This window comes from Gemmatimonadota bacterium (assembly GCA_016209965.1).
GTDB lineage: Bacteria > Gemmatimonadota > Gemmatimonadetes > Longimicrobiales > RSA9 > JACQVE01.
The window spans coordinates 1-16,304 of the sequence record JACQVE010000013.1 but is presented as its reverse complement, the minus strand read 5'-3'; the positions used below and the strand labels follow the sequence as shown (position 1 = coordinate 16,304).

General features: G+C 69.5%; 19 protein-coding genes. 6 read left to right on the top strand and 13 right to left on the bottom strand.

What is annotated here, in order from left to right:
- Window positions 1-94: 94 nt before the first annotated feature.
- Complete coding sequence (locus HY703_00645; protein MBI4543686.1) at window positions 95-316, bottom strand: hypothetical protein; 222 nt, start codon at window positions 314-316, stop codon at window positions 95-97.
- A 129-nt stretch (window positions 317-445) separates the two neighbouring features.
- Between HY703_00645 and HY703_00640 the strand changes: the two genes are divergently transcribed.
- Complete coding sequence (locus HY703_00640) at window positions 446-619, top strand: hypothetical protein (GenBank protein ID MBI4543685.1); 174 nt, start codon at window positions 446-448, stop codon at window positions 617-619.
- A gap of 259 nt (window positions 620-878) precedes the next feature.
- Here the strand turns inward: HY703_00640 and HY703_00635 are convergent, their stop codons facing one another.
- Both HY703_00635 and HY703_00630 read right to left on the bottom strand, forming a co-directional pair.
- The gene (locus HY703_00635; GenBank protein MBI4543684.1) at window positions 879-1,457 is read right to left on the bottom strand and encodes an HD domain-containing protein; all 579 of its coding nucleotides are present in this window, start codon (window positions 1,455-1,457) and stop codon (window positions 879-881) included.
- Between the two features lie 85 nt (window positions 1,458-1,542).
- Window positions 1,543-1,680, bottom strand: coding sequence for a hypothetical protein (locus HY703_00630; GenBank protein ID MBI4543683.1), 138 nt, complete (start codon window positions 1,678-1,680; stop codon window positions 1,543-1,545).
- A gap of 125 nt (window positions 1,681-1,805) precedes the next feature.
- Between HY703_00630 and HY703_00625 the strand changes: the two genes are divergently transcribed.
- Both HY703_00625 and bstA read left to right on the top strand, forming a co-directional pair.
- A complete protein-coding gene (locus tag HY703_00625; protein MBI4543682.1) occupies window positions 1,806-3,365 on the top strand; it encodes a M20/M25/M40 family metallo-hydrolase in 1,560 nt (519 codons plus the stop codon).
- Window positions 3,366-3,716: 351 nt separating this feature from the next.
- A complete protein-coding gene (bstA, locus tag HY703_00620) occupies window positions 3,717-4,256 on the top strand; it encodes a bacillithiol transferase BstA (protein ID MBI4543681.1) in 540 nt (179 codons plus the stop codon).
- Here bstA and HY703_00615 read toward each other — a convergent pair.
- From HY703_00615 to HY703_00600, 4 genes are all read right to left on the bottom strand, one after another.
- Window positions 4,222-5,121, bottom strand: a complete 900-nt coding sequence (locus tag HY703_00615) for a dienelactone hydrolase family protein (GenBank protein MBI4543680.1) — start codon at window positions 5,119-5,121, stop codon at window positions 4,222-4,224. The genes bstA and HY703_00615 overlap by 35 nt on opposite strands.
- 95 nt (window positions 5,122-5,216) lie before the next feature.
- Window positions 5,217-6,593 (bottom strand): aminotransferase class V-fold PLP-dependent enzyme, encoded by a 1,377-nt coding sequence (locus HY703_00610; GenBank protein ID MBI4543679.1) that lies wholly within the window; start codon window positions 6,591-6,593, stop codon window positions 5,217-5,219.
- 8 nt (window positions 6,594-6,601) lie between these two features.
- The gene (locus HY703_00605) at window positions 6,602-7,606 is read right to left on the bottom strand and encodes an ABC transporter substrate-binding protein (GenBank protein MBI4543678.1); all 1,005 of its coding nucleotides are present in this window, start codon (window positions 7,604-7,606) and stop codon (window positions 6,602-6,604) included.
- A 174-nt stretch (window positions 7,607-7,780) separates the two neighbouring features.
- The gene (locus HY703_00600) at window positions 7,781-8,167 is read right to left on the bottom strand and encodes a DUF4383 domain-containing protein (protein MBI4543677.1); all 387 of its coding nucleotides are present in this window, start codon (window positions 8,165-8,167) and stop codon (window positions 7,781-7,783) included.
- A 218-nt stretch (window positions 8,168-8,385) separates the two neighbouring features.
- On the opposite strand from HY703_00600, the gene HY703_00595 reads away from it, so the two are divergent.
- A complete protein-coding gene (locus HY703_00595; protein ID MBI4543676.1) occupies window positions 8,386-9,633 on the top strand; it encodes a cysteine desulfurase-like protein in 1,248 nt (415 codons plus the stop codon).
- Window positions 9,634-9,748: 115 nt separating this feature from the next.
- Here the strand turns inward: HY703_00595 and HY703_00590 are convergent, their stop codons facing one another.
- The 3 genes from HY703_00590 to HY703_00580 all read right to left on the bottom strand — a co-directional run bounded on the left by HY703_00590 (window position 9,749) and on the right by HY703_00580 (window position 12,072).
- Entirely contained in the window at window positions 9,749-11,059 is a 1,311-nt protein-coding gene (locus tag HY703_00590) for a dicarboxylate/amino acid:cation symporter (GenBank protein MBI4543675.1), read from the bottom strand.
- A gap of 179 nt (window positions 11,060-11,238) precedes the next feature.
- The gene (locus HY703_00585; protein MBI4543674.1) at window positions 11,239-11,433 is read right to left on the bottom strand and encodes a hypothetical protein; all 195 of its coding nucleotides are present in this window, start codon (window positions 11,431-11,433) and stop codon (window positions 11,239-11,241) included.
- Window positions 11,434-11,643: 210 nt separating this feature from the next.
- The gene (locus HY703_00580; protein MBI4543673.1) at window positions 11,644-12,072 is read right to left on the bottom strand and encodes a hypothetical protein; all 429 of its coding nucleotides are present in this window, start codon (window positions 12,070-12,072) and stop codon (window positions 11,644-11,646) included.
- A gap of 130 nt (window positions 12,073-12,202) precedes the next feature.
- Here HY703_00580 and HY703_00575 point away from each other — a divergent pair, with 130 nt between their 5' ends.
- Window positions 12,203-13,630 (top strand): MBL fold metallo-hydrolase, encoded by a 1,428-nt coding sequence (locus tag HY703_00575; protein MBI4543672.1) that lies wholly within the window; start codon window positions 12,203-12,205, stop codon window positions 13,628-13,630.
- 36 nt (window positions 13,631-13,666) lie between these two features.
- On the opposite strand, the gene HY703_00570 is transcribed toward HY703_00575, so the two are convergent.
- The 3 genes from HY703_00570 to HY703_00560 all read right to left on the bottom strand — a co-directional run bounded on the left by HY703_00570 (window position 13,667) and on the right by HY703_00560 (window position 15,409).
- The gene (locus HY703_00570) at window positions 13,667-14,392 is read right to left on the bottom strand and encodes a di-trans,poly-cis-decaprenylcistransferase (GenBank protein ID MBI4543671.1); all 726 of its coding nucleotides are present in this window, start codon (window positions 14,390-14,392) and stop codon (window positions 13,667-13,669) included.
- A gap of 23 nt (window positions 14,393-14,415) precedes the next feature.
- The gene (locus HY703_00565) at window positions 14,416-14,733 is read right to left on the bottom strand and encodes a transcriptional regulator (protein ID MBI4543670.1); all 318 of its coding nucleotides are present in this window, start codon (window positions 14,731-14,733) and stop codon (window positions 14,416-14,418) included.
- A 61-nt stretch (window positions 14,734-14,794) separates the two neighbouring features.
- A complete protein-coding gene (locus HY703_00560; protein ID MBI4543669.1) occupies window positions 14,795-15,409 on the bottom strand; it encodes a hypothetical protein in 615 nt (204 codons plus the stop codon).
- Window positions 15,410-15,588: 179 nt separating this feature from the next.
- On the opposite strand from HY703_00560, the gene HY703_00555 reads away from it, so the two are divergent.
- Complete coding sequence (locus HY703_00555) at window positions 15,589-16,206, top strand: methyltransferase domain-containing protein (GenBank protein MBI4543668.1); 618 nt, start codon at window positions 15,589-15,591, stop codon at window positions 16,204-16,206.
- Window positions 16,207-16,304 lie beyond the last annotated feature (98 nt).

Below are 16,304 nucleotides of genomic sequence, written 5' to 3'. Positions count from 1 at the left end.
CCCATCCGAATTCCTCCGCGTGAGGTGGTTTTCGCCGCCGCAATTCAGGGCGGCGGTCCGTGCTCGTCGTGTCGTGCCGCGCCCGTCCTCCGCATCATAGCGGCCGATCGCTCGGCGTGACCTCCAGCGGCCGGTCTTGATGGGCCGGGTGAGTGCCGTCTCGCCAGGAGTACACCTGGTCCTCATCTGCCGCGGGGTCCTCGCTCCTGCCGACCCTCTCGAACGTCGGATCCGGGATCCTGCCTGGCGCGCCACACCCCGCCACCAGAACCGGCACGAGTACCAGGACCCAGCCGCACTTCGACAGTGTGCTCATACGCCCTCCGTGCGTATCGCGTCCCAGGGGACGCCTCAGAGGATCGCCGCGAGGGACGGGACTCTCCGCGCGATGCTCAGCGCGACGCCGCCCAACTCCCTAATTTGCCGGCGCAGCTCCGCCTGCGCGATGTTCCGGACGCGGCATGGCAAACCCGCTGGGCTGCTGATCGGCTTCGAGGACGAGGAAGACTGGTTCGAGTATCGACTCGAGCACCATCCAGCGTTCCTGGCGCGGGTGGCCGAGGCCCGTGAAGCCATCGCCCACGGCCGAGGTATCCGCCTCGAGAAGCTAGGCGAGTGACTTGCAGCGTGCACGATGAAGCTGTACCTGATCTGTCACGGCGAAGCGGTTCCCGACGTAGTCGACCCCGCGCGACCGACCCGAGGAACACGCCATGGGTGACTCTCAAGAGTGCGCCGTGGCAAGCCGTGGCAGGATTGTCCGGTTGTGGGATGATCCGCTGCGATCCGAACACTGCCTTAAACTTAAAAACTGCGTTGGGTCTTCACGGCCCAGCGGAGTTTTTACATTGGGTACAAAATGAATCCGGCAGCTCGAGTCAACGCCCCGCCGCCAGCCCCTCGAGCTCCGTGACCACGCGATCCAGCTCCTCCACCAGTGGCGTCGTCCCCGCCTTGCGGTAGGCCTCGACCAGCGCGCGGTAGTACCAGAGGGTGCCGTCCCGGCCGCCGCGGAACCGGTGCCAGAGCCCGTGGCCGTTGCGCCGCAGGTCCGTCAGGATCGCGCGAGCGTTGTGCAGCTTGTCGGCGACAGAGACGCGACGTACCTCGGGCGGCGCGTGGGGGACGTGCGCCAGGTAACGCTCCTTGCGCTCCCGCCAGGGCGGCTTGGGCTGAGTGTCTGCGTCCGTGCACCCCTCGACGATACCCAGCACGCGCTCGCCGAAGCGCCGTCGCAACTCCTGACGCAGCACGGCGGCCCCGTCCTCGGCCGCGTCCTCGATGGCATCGTGGAGCAACGCGGCGATCGCTTCCTCCTCCTCCCCGCCATCCTCCAGGACCAGCGCGGCCACGCTCAGCAGGTGAGCGACGTAGGGCACTCGCGTGCCCTTGCGCGTCTGCCGCGCGTGCAGGCGATGGGCGTAGACGAGCGCTTCCTCGAAGCGACGTGAGAGCAGCGGCGAGCCGGCGTGTTCGGGCATGGTCGGTCTCCCCCCTGCTTGAAACGCCAGAGCGCCACGATTCGTGACAACCTCCGCTGCCTCAGAGAAGGTAGTACAACCCCGAGATTGAGCGCCCGTCAAAGCTGGACCAGGGGATGGGCGTCGGCTCGGCGAGCTGAGCGCCGTCGAGTCCGTCCAGCTCGCTCTCGCTCCGGCGCGAGACGGCGCCGGTCGTCATGCGCCCGCGTACCGCTCTTGACCTGTCCGGCCGACCTGGCGTACGTTGCCCCTCAACCGCCGGCAGCTAGAATCCCGTCTCAGGCCAAGCCTCGTTAGCTCTTTCCTTCATTCTGGAGGGTCCCCATGGGCCTCACGCGCAAGGAGTTCCTCGAGTTGACCGGCAGGGCTACTCTGGGCGCTGGTTTGCTATCCAGCTTCGACTTCCTCCGGGCGCACCCGGCGCTGGCGGAGGTGTTCGATGCCGCCGACCTGAGGAAGATCCACGAGTACATCGCCAGGCACAAGGAGGAGCACGTAGCCAAGGTGCAGGCTGATCTGCGCCAGCCGTCCGTCAGCTCCTGGAACATGGGGATCAAGGAAATGGCGGACCGCATGGTCGAGAGCTTCCGCGCCCTGGGCTGCAAGGAGGCGGCGCTGGTGCCAACCAGCGGCTTCCCGGGCGTGTGGGCGTATTACGATGCAGGCGCGCCCAAGACCGTGGTCATGTACATGATGTACGACACGCAGCCCTGGGACGAGAAGCGCTGGAGCTCGCCGCCGCTGGCCGCCGAGCGGGTGAACATGGACCCCTTCGGCGAGGTGATCATGGCGCGGGGCGCGGTCAACTCGAAGGGGCCGAACCGCTTCGTGCTGAACGCCCTCGAGTCCATCATCGCAGTCACGGGCAGGCTGCCGGTGAACATCATGTTCACGTGTGAGGGTGAGGAGGAGCAGGGGAGCCCGCACTTCCACGAGGTGCTCGACCCCTACCGGGACCGGCTGAAGCGGGCGCACGCGCTGCTCAATCCCGGGCCGTCGCAGCAATCGGACGGGAGCGTCTCCATGAGTCTGGGGAACAAGGGGATCCTGTTCCTCGAGCTGGAAGCGCACGGCGCCAGGTGGGGGCGCGGCCCGCAGAAGATGCCTATCCATTCGAGCCGCAAAGCGGTGCTCGACTCGCCCGTGTGGCGGCTGATCCAGGCACTGCGCTCGATGTACGACCCGGCCGCCAACCGCTTGCTGGTCGAGGGCTACTACGACGACATCCGCCCGCCCTCCGAGGAGGAGGAGATGCTCCTGCAGACGCTGGTCACCCGGTTCCGGGACCGGCTGTTCGCGACCGAGCGGGAGAATATCAAGGTGTTCATGAACGACTGGACGCCCGAGGAGGCGGCCCGCCGTCTCATGTTCGACACGACCCTGAACATTGACGGACTCTGGGCCGGCTACACGGGCCCCGGCTCGGCCACGATCCTGCCCGAGAAGGCTGCCGTCAAGCTGGACTCGCGGCTGGTGCCCAACCAATCCATTGCCCGGCAGAAGCAGCTCGTGCTCGAGCACCTTGCGCGTCACGGCTTCACGGACATCAGTGTGCAGCAGCATGGCGGAGGCGACGAGTGGTCCCAGACCTCCGTGACCGCGGCGCCCGTGCAGGCAGTGCTCAGCATGTACAGGAAGGCGGGCATCGAGCCCATGGTCTGGCCCCGCTCCCCCGGCTCCTCGCCCCAGTGGGAGTACACGCGCCGGCTGGGCCTGCCCGCCGCGGGCGGCGGGCTGGGCCACGGCTCCCGCGCCCACGCCGATGACGAGTACATCGTGATCGAGGGCAATGAGAAGGTCGCCGGCATTGTGAAGGCCGAGCAGTCCATCGTCGACATCCTCTACGCCTACGCGAGCTGGCCCGAGAAGAAGAAGACCGCCTGATCTGCGGCCCACGGCAAGCGACGGCGCGCAGGGTCTGCCCTGTGGGAGCGGAGCGCGTGGGGGCCGGGAACGAAGGGGGGCTGGTGGGCGCGTTATCGTGGAGCTCCGCCGAGTGCTCCGGATCGACCTGGGGGATGAGCCCCGCGCTGGACTCGAAGGGCTCGGGGCCGCACTCGATACTCTCTGAAGGGCGCGCCTGCCCGGACGCAGCAAGCCGTTGCCGCTCGGCGCCCCCGGCGGGTCCGAACTCCTCGGCATCGCTCCGGCGGACGGCGCGACGTAAATTGCTTAACGCGGGGGACGTAAGGCACGCGCGGATGAGGGCGTTTGGCGCAACACGGAGGGCAGGAAATGCACGCCACCCTGGAAGATCTGCGCTACCCCGTGGGCCGGTTCGATCCGGGCGCGGAGGTGCCGCACCAGCAGAGGAGCGCGTTGATCGACGAGATCGCCGCTATACCCGCCAGGCTGCGCGCGGCGGTGGCCGGTTTGAGCGACGTGGAGCTGGACACGCCCTACCGCGACGGCGGCTGGACCGTGCGCCAGGTGGTGCACCACGTGCCGGACAGCCACATGAACGCGTACATGCGCTTCAAGCTCGCGCTGACGGAGGAGAATCCGCCCATCAAGACCTACGAGGAGAAGCTCTGGGCGGAGCTGATCGACGCCCGCACCGCGCCGCCCGAGCCCTCACTGCAGCTTCTCGAGGCGCTCCACCTGCGCTGGGTCATGCTGCTCCGCTCCCTGGGCCCGGCGGAGTACGAACGCAGCTTCCGCCACCCCGAGTGGGGACCCATCACGCTGGGAGTGACGTTGCGCCTCTACGAGTGGCACGGCCGCCACCACGTCGCCCACATCACATCGCTGCGGAAGCGGATGGGCTGGCATTAGACAGGTAATTGCGCAGCCACGCTACCGTGAGCGGCCAGGCTTCTTTGCTCGCCGCCAGGTTGGCCCCGTTCTGACCATCCTGCGCACGCAGGAAACCGTGCCCCGCGCCCGCGAAGACGCGGTGTTCGTAGACCTTGCCGTGTGCGCGCATGGCCGAATCTGCCGGGGCAATGGTGGCGTTGACCCGTGCATCGTTCTCGCCATATAGTCCGAGCACGGGCGCGCGCACGCTGGACAGCTCCGCGCTGGTGGGTGAGCCGCCGTAGTACACGACGGACGCGCCCACCGACGGCGAGCGCACGGCATGGGCGAAGGAGACGCTGCCGCCCCAGCAGAAGCCCACGATCCCGTAATTTGGCCCTGCCGCCGGCAGCTTCATCCCGTACTCGGCGGCGGCCAGGAGCTGGCCCTGGACGTCAGCCGGATCCAGCGTACGGATCGCAGTCCGTGCCGCCCCCGCGTCCGGTGCGCCGTCCGGGCCGACCGGGATATTCTTCATGGTGAGCAGGTCGGGCGCGATGGCCAGGAATCCGTCGGCCGCGAGCTGATCGGCAACGGCCCGGATCCAGTGCGAGAGCCCGAAGATCTCGTGCACCACCACCACGACGGGCGCCTTGTCCTTGCGCTCCGGGAATACCACCCAGGCGCGCACACTGTCGCCGGGGCCGGCCCGGACCATCGCCCACTCCGCGTGGCGAGGCGAGGCGGCCAGCCGGGCCTGCGCCTCGGCGGCGCCCGCCGGCAGCCCGGGCTCCTGAGCCGCCTGGATAGCCGCGACGTGGCCCGCGGCCACCACGCCGGAGCCCCACAGCAACCCTCCACACGACGCCGCCACCGCGAGCTGAATCCGCCGCCGCCTGAACATAGCTACCTCCTGGCTGGTCCGAGGTTTCGGGGCTGGGAAAGCAGCGGCAATCTGATCTGGCGGAGGCGGTCCAGGCAATCCCGGAAGCTTACTGGTTAGTCGACGAGCGCCTGCTCGACCTGCGTGCTCGCCAGCCTCTCGGCCGGGCGGTCCCGGAAGGTGAGCAGCGTCTCGAGCAGGCGCCGCACATCGGCTTCATTGCTGGCCACTCCCAGCGAGACGCGCACCGCGCCCACGGGCTTGTCGTGCAGGCACGCCGAGAACTGTGAGAAGGTAAAGGTCTCGCCCTGCAGCTCCTCGTAGCAGCGCCGCGCCTCGTCCTCGGCCAGCTCGAAGGAGGTCTCCGCCGCGCCCGGGTTGCAGAAGTAGCCGCTGCGCAGCGAGATGCTGGCCGCGCCCGCCGCCGCCTCGATCAGCCGGCAATCCACCACGACGCCCGCCGGATCCAGCACATTGAAGGCGACGGTGGCTCCCCGGCCCGCCGTCGTACAGGGGCCGTAGACGCGGACCAGCGGGGCGCCGCTGCCGTGCCGCAGCGGAAGCAGCCCTTCCAGCAACAGGGCCGTCAGCTCCGTCACATGCGCGTGGATGGCCTCGACGCCAACGCTGTCCAGGAAATCCAGTCCGGCAGTGACCGCGGCCAGGCTCAGGAAGTTCAGCGTGCCGTCCTCGAACCCGGCTTCGTTGCTGTACAGGATCCGTACCCGGTTCTGCGCGGAGACGAAGCGCACGGTGCCGCCGCTGAACCAGGGGCGGCGCAGCCTGGCCAGGGCCTCGCAGCGCGCGAGCAGCGCGCCCACGCCGGTCGGGAAACCGAACATCTTGTAAAAGGATATGGTCACGAAGTCGGGTTCGACCGCGCCCAGGCTCAGCCGGTTCGTGGGCACGAACGCGGCCGCATCCAGCAGTACGTCATACCCCAGCGAGCGCGCCAGCTCCGTCCATTCCAGCGGATGCTGCACGCCCGAGAAATTGGATTGCGCCGGGTACGCGAACAGGTTCGGCACCCGCCGGTCCGCACCCTCGAGCTGCACTTCGATGTCGGGGATGCGCAGCTCCGGACTGAGTCTGAGGTAGGTCACCTCGGCGCCCCGCCTCGCCGCGAACTCGCGGATCCCGTTCACCGAGTTGTGGTTGTCCGACGTCAGGCAGAAGCGCGAGCCGGGCGCGAACGGGTACGCCTCGCCCACCAGCTTCAGTGCGCCGGTGGCATTCAGCGTGAAGACTACCTCGTATTCGGCGGGATCCGCCGCGAAGAATTCCAGGATGCGACGTCGCGCGGACTTGACCACCTGCGTGGCCGCCCGCGAAGTAGGGTTCCCCGAGTGGGGATTGCCCAGGACCGTGGACTGCAGCAGCTCCGCATAGGCGCGTACCAGCGACTCCGGATAGAGGCCGCTGCCCGTGTAATCGAGGTAGGCGTGCCCGCCGGCATCCAGGCGAGCGAACTCCCGCGCCCGCAGCGCCCGCATGCGCGCCGTCACGGCCCTGCCTCCCGATGCTGCGCCCCGGACCGGCTGTGCCTCGAGGGCGAATCTCCCGGTTGCCCAGCCCCGCGAACGGCCGCCGCCGGCCGCCAGGCCCGCGCCTGGTCCGCCGGTGGTGGGGGGAAGTAGTCCGGATGGAGCAAACCAGCCAGGATCTCGACGCCGGCGACCACGCGCGGGCCCGACCGGTTGAAATACGCCGAGCCGTCTACGACGAAAGCGCCGCCACTCTGGACGGCCCGGTGGGCGACCTCCATCAGCCGCTCCGCATGCAGGTCGGCGTCGTGGGCGGCGGCGTCCAGCCCGTAGCCGCAGGGCATGACCACCAGCACATCGGGATCCAGGTCGTGCAGTCCGTCCCAGCTCAGCTCGCGCGAGCGGGCGGCGCGTTCGCCGGCCAGACTCGTGCCGCCCGCGGATTCGATCATCTGCGGTACCCAGTGCCCGGGCGCGAAGGGTGGGTCCAGCCATTCCAGCGCGAGCACGCGCAGCCGCTCGAGGCCGCGGACGGCGGCCTCGATGCGCGCCAGGCGCGACTCGAGTGCCTGCACCAGCGCCGCCGCCGCCCGCTCCGCGCCCGCGGCTTCGCCGACCATGATGATCGAATCCAGGATTTCTTCCAGGGTGTGGGCGTCCAGCGAGAGGATACGGGCCCGCAGCCCCCGTTCTGCCACGACCTGCCGTACGCCGGGCGTCGGCACCGCGCACACCTCGCACACCGCCTGGCTGAGGATCAGGTCAGGATCGAGACCGGCCAGCGCGTCACCGTCAATGGCGTACACACTGCCGTGCTCCAGCAGGGCCTGGCGCACTGCCGCGTCCACGGCGCCGCTGCCCAGACCGGCCGGATCGAAGCGCGGGCGGCTGATGCGCGGGCGGCCGAGCACCTGCGGCGGGTAGTCGCACTCGTGCGAGATGGCCACCAGCCGCTCCTCGAGCCCCAGGGCGCACACGATCTCCGTCGCACTGGCCAGCAGGGATGCAATGCGCTGCGTCATGGCTGGATGATGTTGCCGGCCGGCCGGTCCGGCAACCCACCTGCCCGTCCCTGCCCCCACCCGCCGCGCCCCGTGCCGCGCGCTCGAAGCTGGGCACGGCCCGGGGCGGGCTTCAGGCCCTGGCCACCTGGTGGTCGAGTTCGTAAGTACGGCCGTATTTGCGGATGCGACCACCTAGGCGGCCGGCGCTGCCGCCGCGACTTCCTTGGCCGTGAAGCCGAAGTAGGCCAGGATCGCGCCCAGCAGCGCGTGCAGCCAGATGTCATTGCCGCCCAGTGGGACGAGGTCCAGGGGATTGGCTGCCACCAGTCCCACCACGGCGAGCAGCAAGTAGACCACGCCTCCGGCCTGGCCATAGGTCTTCGCGCCGCCAAAGCTGCGCGCGGCCGCGATGCCCCAGATGCCGAACGCCAGGTGCACCAGGTTGTGCAGGAGGTTGACAGGGAACAGCCCGAGCAGCATGCCTTCCTCCATGCTCGCGCTGCCGGCAACAAACCCCAGCACACCGACGAGCACGAACACCCAACCGAAGACTTGGGCCACCCGCTGGACGGTCGACATGCGCACCTCCGGGTTGTCAGGTCCGCCGGTCCGGCGCCACGCCGGACACGGCTCGGCTTCCGGCCGAACGGCGGCCGGCGCGAAAGCTCGGATTTCGGGTCTTACCAGGGGAAGCGCGCCCAAGATGCATCGGCTGCCGCCGCCTGGCAAGCGGCGCGGCTGCCGGAAATGCGCGGCCGGGTTGGCCGCCCCGGCACAACCGTTCGACGGGGAGTGGAATGGCTGAAGGCACAGGCGCCGGTGCCCCGGGTCTGGCGGCCGTGGAGACGATCCGGGCGCAGTTCCCGGCGCTCGCGCGGCAGCACAACGGGCGCAGCGTCGCCTACTTCGATGGACCGGGCGGCACGCAGGTCCCGCACGCCGTAACGCAGGCCATGACGGACTACCTGCTGCAGCACAACGCTAACACGGCCTGGGCCTACCCGACGAGCGAGGAGACGGACGCCGCGCTCTGGCGGGCCCGCCAGGCGCTGGCCGACTTCCTGGGCGCCACGCCAGCGGAGATCGCGTTCGGCTGCAACATGACCACGCTCACCTTTCACCTCTCCCGGGCGCTGGGGCGGCGGCTGAATGCGGGCGACGAGGTCGTGGCCACCGAGCTCGAGCACCACGCCAACATCGCACCCTGGCAGGCGCTGGTGCGGGAACGAGGCGTGCGGCTCCGCCTGGCCCGCATGCGGCCGGAGACGGGTGAGCTCGACTGGGAGCATCTCGAGCGGCAGATCTCGCCACGTACCCGGCTCCTCGCCCTTACCGCCGCGTCCAACGCCCTGGGCACCATCGTCCAGGTGCCGCGCGCGGCCGCGCTGGCCCGCCAGGTCGGCGCCCTCGTCTTCGTGGACGCCGTGCACCTCGCCGCCCACGCACCCCTCGCCGTGCGCGAGCTGGACTGCGATTTCCTGGCCTGCTCCGCCTACAAGTTCTACGGGCCCCATGTGGGCGTGCTCTACGCCCGGCGCGAGCTGCTCGAAGAGCTGGACTTGCCCAGGCTCGAGCCGGCGCCCGACACGGCGCCCGAGCGCTTCGAGACCGGGACGCAGAACCACGAGGGAATTGTGGGCGCGGCGGCGGCCGTCGACTTCCTGGCCTCGCTCGCGCCCGGAGCGAACCGTCGCGCGCGGCTGCGCGCCACCCTCGAACAGCTCGGCGGGCGCGGCGATGCCTTGCTGCGACGGTTGTGGGACGGTCTGGGCGAGATACGCGGCGTGCGCCGCTACGGGCCGCCACCGGGTACGCCGCGTACGCCCACGCTGGCTTTCACCGTGGACGGCCTGGCCGCGATCGAGGTGGTGCGCCACCTGGCGGAGCAGGCGCTGTTCGCAACCCACGGCGACTTCTACGCCGCCACTGTGCTGGAACGACTTGGCCTCTCGGCCCAGGGACTGGTGCGCGCCGGCTGCGCCTGCTACACCACCGGGGGCGAGGTCGAGCGGCTGCTGCAGGCTGTCGCGGAGCTCACGGGCTGAGGCGCGCGCCGCCCAGCGCATGGCCAGAGCGAGAGGTGGCGGCTCCCCCTCCCGCGGCCATTCGCGAGAGCGAGGCCGGCACTCAGCCTCGAAGCGGTGCCCCAGCAAGACGCCCCTAATCCGCAGCCCCGGCGGCCACGGCTGGCGGCGCCAGCACCTCGGCCACCGCGGGCGCCCCGGCCGGCGCCGCGAACGGCAGCCGCTCGCTGCGCGTGATGACCAGGGAAGTCAGCAGGTCGCCGGTGACGTTGGGGACCGTGCGCGCCATGTCCAGCAAGCGGTCCACGCCCAGGACCAGGGCGATGCCCTCACCCGGCACACCCACCATCTGCAGCACCATGACCAGCAAGGGGATCGAGCCGCTGGGCACGCCCGCCGCGCCAATCGCCGTGATCACGGCCATGACCACGACCACCATCTGCATGGGCAGGCTGAGCGCGACGCCGAAGACCTGCGCCAGGAATAGCACGGTCACGCCCTCGAAGAGGGCGGTGCCATTCATGTTCATGGTGGCGCCGAGCGGCAGCACGAATCCGGCCACCTCCCGGGGCACGCCGAACTCCTGCTCGGCCGTGCGGATCGTGGTGGGCAGCGTGGCATTCGAGCTCGAGGTCGAGAACGCCGTCACCATCATCGCGCGGGCGCGACTGAAAAATGTTCGCGGACTCAAGCCCGCGAGGAGCCGGACAAGCAGGGCGATCACGCCAAACTGATGCAGCACCAGCCCCGACAATACCACGACCACGTACAGCCCGAGGGAGCGCAGAATATCGAAGCCGAACCGGGCGGTTACGGCGAAGATCAGGCCGGCCACACCAATCGGCGCAATGCGCATGGCAAAGCCGATGATGACGGACACGGCCTGGGCCACGCCTTCCAGCACGCGGAGCACGGGTGCGGCTGCAGCGGAGGGCAGTTGAGTCAGCGCCAGGCCGAAGATCAGGGTGAAGAAGATGAGCCCCAGCATTTCGCCGCGCGCCGCGGCATCGAGCGGGTTCCTGGGAACAATGTTGACGAAGGTGCTGATCCCGAAGCCGCTGGCCTGCGCCGCGCTGACCTTTTCCGCGGCTTGCGGCGCGTAGGCGCTCAGCAGGGCCGAGCGTACGGCTGGATCCAGCGCCTCGCCCGGCGCAATGGCATTGACAAGTATGAGCCCGAGCGCGGCCGCCGCGGCCGTGGTGCAGACGAAGAAGCCCAGTGTCTTCGCGCCAATGCGGCCGATACGCTTCGGGTCGCCAAGTCCTGCCACCCCCAGCGCCAGCGAAGTGAAGACCAGCGGTATGACCACCATGAACAGCATGCGCAGGAAGACCTGCCCCACCGGCTGCGCCACATTGTTGACGATCCACTCGAGCGTAGCAGCGTCGCGCCATAAGGCGTTGGCGGTCACGCCCGCGGCGGCGCCTGCCACCAGGCCCGACAGGATCTGGGTATGCAGCGCCATGCGCCGCGCCGCGCCATTGCTTTGATTCATCGGCGAACCATCCGTCTACTGGGAATGGCTATGGGGTGCTTCGGTTACCGCGCGTGGAAGGCTGCGGTCCAAGACGACTGCGGCGCGAGTCGCCCCGCGCCGCAGTCCTCCCCAATTGTGCTGCCGCTCGATTACGGCGTCGCTGCTGCCGTATCCGCCGGCATCGTGTCCGCCATGGTTGTATCCATCGGCGCGGGCGCGGGCGGCGGCGGCGCGGGCTCCTCGACCGGAGCTTCCTCCATCGCGGGCTCTTCCTCTTCCTGCGCACACGCCGGCAGGACCAGGAACGAGGCGAGGAGCAGCGCCAGGAACGAACGCTTCACCATAAGATTACCTCCACGAGGCGGTTTGTACACCACCTTGCGCACCCTTGCGCATGGTGGTCCTGCAATACGACGCGTCGCTAGACCGGCCCGGGGCCGTTCCCCTCCGGCAGATAGCGCCGTCGCTGCGCGGCCGCTGTCCGGCTGTGCGGCGGCTTCACAAACGGATAGGTACGCCCGGAGCGTTGCCTCCGCTAGCGGCACGTGGCCGGGTCAGGCGAGTGGGAGCCGTGGGGGAGCCGTGCTGGGGGCCGTGATGATGCCGGCACGCGCAGCGGCGAGGGTCGCGCCGAAATCGAGCTCGGACTGGGTGACTGCCCGGGCGCGACTGGCCGCGGCGCAGGAGGAGTCAAGGAACACGCCCGGCGTAACCGCGGGGCGCGCACTGCGGGAAGGCAGCCGATTCAGCAGCCACTGGCCGGTTTCCGGGAGCTTGACCGCGCCACCGGTGGAACCCAGAGCCAGCGGGAAGTCCAGATGGTCCGCGCGGTATAGCTGCTGCCGGTGCGCTTCGGCTGCCTCGGCGACAGCGAGCGCCGCCCGCTGGCGGTCGTCCGGAAAGGCCACGCCCTGGACACCCACCGCCAGCGAGATCAGCGCGGCAGTCAGGATGGGGTGCCCTGTGGCTCGAGCCTTCGGCAACGCTACCGTCCCGTAAGCGGTGGCCGTGCGGTTAACTCGCCTGGTCTGCTGAAGCGGCGCTATATTAATGGGTGCGGCCAGAAAGTGCCAGCACGCCGGGAGCCTGGGGGGGGAGCCTGGCAGCCTGGAAATGATCCTCAAACTCTTTTTCCATGAAAAGCTCGCCCAGGCCAGCTACCTGCTGGGCTGTGACGCCACGGGCGAGGCGCTGGTGGTGGACCCGAATCGCGTGCTGGAACAGTACCTCGAAGCGGCGCGCCGGGAAGGGCTGCGCATCACCCACGTAACCGAGACCCACATCCACGCCGACTACGTCTCCGGCTCCCGCGAACTGGCTCACCGGACCGGCGCCCGTTTGCTCCTATCCGCGGAGGGCGGCGACGACTGGAGCTACCGCTTCGCGCAGGGTGCCCGCGCTACGCTGCTGCGTGACGGCGACGCATTTCTGGTGGGCAACGTCCACATCGAGGCCCTGCACACGCCCGGCCATACGCCCGAGCACCTGGCGTTCCTGGTCACGGATACGGCCAGTGCCGACGCGCCTATGGGGGCGTTCAGCGGCGACTGCGTCTTCGTGGGCGACGTGGGCCGGCCCGACCTGCTCGAGCGTGCCGCGGGCGTGCAGGGCGCGAGTGAAACCGCAGCGCGCCAGCTCTGCCACTCGATTCAACGCTTCAAGGGGCTCCCCGACTATCTGCAGCTCTGGCCGGCGCACGGCGCAGGCTCGGCGTGCGGCAAGGCGCTGGGCGCCGTGCCCCAATCCACGGTCGGCTACGAAAAACGATTCAACTGGGCCTTTGCCCACCAGGACGAGTCCGCGTTCGTCCGGGCCGTGCTCGCCGGCCAGCCGGAGCCGCCCAAATATTACGCGCAAATGAAGCGCATCAACCGGGACGGGCCGCCCCCGATGGGCGGGTTGCGGCCCCCGGCGCGCCTCCCTGACCAGCGCCTGGAACCCCTGCTGGCGGAGGGGGCGCTCATCGTCGACACCCGCCCGGCCGCCGCCTACGCCGCCGCCCACGTACCAGGCACCATCAACATCCCGCTCAATCGAGCCTTTCCCAACTGGGCGGGTTGGCTGCTCCCCTATGACCGCGACCTGTACCTGACGGTAGACGACGATGGCGCCGGCTCCGTCGACGAGGCGGTCCAGGACCTCGCCTTCATCGGCCTGGACCGTGTGGCCGGCTATTTCACCAGCGCCGCCGTGCACTGTGCCGGCGCCCGTGGCGCGGGCTCGATTCGCGAGGCCTGGCCCGCGGAGCTCGCCGCCCCCCTGGTCGAAGGCGCGGTTACCGTGATCGATGTGCGTGCGCGCGGCGAGTGGGAGGCGGGGCACCTCCCGGGTGTGTCCAACATCCCGCTGGGCTATCTCACGGACCGGTTGGACGAGGTCCCCCGGGACCGGCCCGTCGTCGTGCACTGCCAGTCCGGCGGCCGCTCTGCCATCGCCGCAAGCCTGCTCGAAGCGCACGGATTCCGCGACGTCATCAACCTCAGAGGCGGCTTGAGTGGCTGGGCACTGGCAGGCCTGCCGGTCGTACGGGAACCGGAGTAAGAGGCCGGCGCTCCGCAGAGCGGGTACGGGCTGAGTTTACACGGCGGCAGCTTCGGGAATCGCGCCGAAGCGCCGCTCGCGACGGTGGAATTCCCGAACCGCTACTTCCAGCTCCGACGCCCCGAAATCCGGCCACAGCCGGGGCGTGAAATAGAGCTCGGCGTACGCGTTTTCCCAGAGCAGGAAATCGCTCAGCCGCTGCTCGCCTGCCGTGCGGATCAGCAGGTCTACATCCGGCGCCGGCAGCGGCGCGTGCGTCGCCTGCGCCAGCACGCGGGCGAACGCCTGCCGCGTAGGAGGCGCGCCGTTCAGCCGCTGAGCCGCCACCAGGATCGCGTCCCGGCTCGAGTAGTCCACCGCCAGCCGGAGGTGGAGTACCTGGCCTTCCCGTGTCGCCGACTCCGCCGCCTCGATCGCCGCCACTAGCGACGCCGGCAGCCGGTCCCGCCGCCCGATCACGCTCAGCCGCACGCCTCGCTCGAGGCACTCCCCGATCTCCGTCCGGAGATAGCGGTGAAACAGCCGGAACAGCCCCGCAACCTCCGGCGCCGGCCGCTGCCAGTTGTCCGCAGAGAACGCGTACAGGGTGAGCACCCGGATCCCCAAATCCGGCGCCGCCTCCACCACGCGGCGCACCGACTTCGCCCCCTGCCGGTGCCCCACCAGCCGCGGCCGCCCCCGGGCCCGCGCCCAACGGCCGTTCCCGTCCATGATGATCGCCACATGCAGCCCCTGCGGCACTTCCTCTCCCCTTTGTTCCATAAAGCCCTGACTCGAGAAATAACCTACTCGCGCACCGCCTGGATCAGCGATTCCATGTGGTCCAGATACCGCTCCAGCGCGCGGCGTCCGGCCGCCGTCAGCCGGTATTCGGTCCTCGGGATGCGCCCCTCGAACGACTTGCTGCAGCGGATGTAGCCCGCTTCCTCCAGCTTCCGCGCATGCACGCTCAGGTTGCCGTCCGTGGTGCGCAGGAAGGCCTTGAGCTCGTTGAAGCTCAAGGACTCGGTCACGGCCAGCGCGCTCACAATGCCCAGCCGTACCCGCTCGTGGATCAAGCGGTCCAGCTCCACGGCCGTGCTTTCGCCCCCGCCGCCCGCCATCGCCCGCAGCTCCCCCTCCGCCGGGTCACTCTCCCGCCGCCCGCCCGGCACGGCGCTCTGCCTAGCCACCGTACCGCCTGGCGATGATCACACCGAAAAGGATCTCGAGACCGCCGAAACCCGCAGCCATGTAGTAATCACCCCAGGCTGCTGGTGAAAACAGCGCCGCCACCCCCAGCGCCATGAAGCAGAAGCCCATGACCGGCACCACCCTCACGGAGAAGGCGCCACCCGTCACCACCGCGGTACCGTAGACCAGCAGCCACAAACCCGGCAGCACGCTCACCAGCCCCGCCCGGTAAAGCACCAGTGTCAGCAGCCCACCGACCAGCATGGGCGGCGCAAAGCTCAGCGCGAATTTGCGACCAGGCCCGGACAGCAGCGGCACACCGGCCGCCCTCGACTTGCGCACCACCGTCCAGGCCGCAATTCCTGCCGCCAGCCCCGCCCCCACCAGCCATGTCCCCAGCCAGGCCCCCTCCGTTGCCCGGCGCGCAGCCAGCAACGCCGTCAGCAGCGCCGTCAACCCCATCAGTACTCCGCCTCGCCCCGGCACCGCCGTGAACGACCCCGCCCGCTCCATCGTCTCGCGAATGAAGCGCAGGTTGTCCATCGCCCGCGCGTGCAGCTCGACCGGCTCCCGCTCGCCGCTGCGCACCAGTCGGATCGGCCTCATGCCGAAAAGCTAGGGGCGTGCGCCGAATCTGTCAAGCACTTTGAATCGTAAAGCATGCCCTCCGCCCCCTGCAGGGTGAGGACCGCCGAGTGCCCCGGGAGGGTGGGAACTTTCCGCGGGGCCGCTGCGTCGTTCCCCGTGTGGTCTGCGCCCCGACCCTTCAGCCGCCGAGGAACCGTATGAGCACGCCCGCTGCAGGCCTGCCGGAGCTGGATGTTCAGGTGCTCCGGCTGGCCATTCAGGAGGAGTACGCCACGGTGGCGGAAGATCCGGCCCGTGGCTTCCATTTCCACACCGGGCGGCCGCTGGCCCGGATGCTGGGATACGCCGACGGCTGGCTGGCCGGCATCCCGGAGGGCGCCATCGAGTCCTTTGCCGGCACCGGCAATCCTTTCAGTCTGGGCGCATTGCGCCCGGGCGACCAGGTGGTGGACGTAGGCTCGGGCGCCGGCATTGACAGCTTTGTTGCCGCACGGATGGTAGCCCCCGATGGCCGTGTCGTGGGCGTGGACATGACGCCCGCGATGCTGGAGAAGGCGCGGCGCGCCGCGGCGGACGCCGCAATCGGGAGCGTCGAGTTCCGGGAAGGCTACGCCGAGGCGCTCCCGTTGCCGGACGGGTGGGCGAACGTCGTCATATCCAACGGCGTCTTGAATCTAATGCCGGACAAGGCCGCGGCGCTTCGGGAGATGGCGCGTGTGCTCGAGCCGGGCGGGCGGCTGCAGATCGGAGACATCCTGGTCGAGAAGCCGGTCTCCGAGAGCGCCAAACGCAAGATCGAGCTCTGGACCGGCTGAATCGCCGGCGCTCTGCTGGAGGCAGAGCTTAAGGCCACGGTCGTGGCCGCCGGCTTTGTGGATTTCCAGATCACCTGGCGGGCAGACGTATTCAGTGG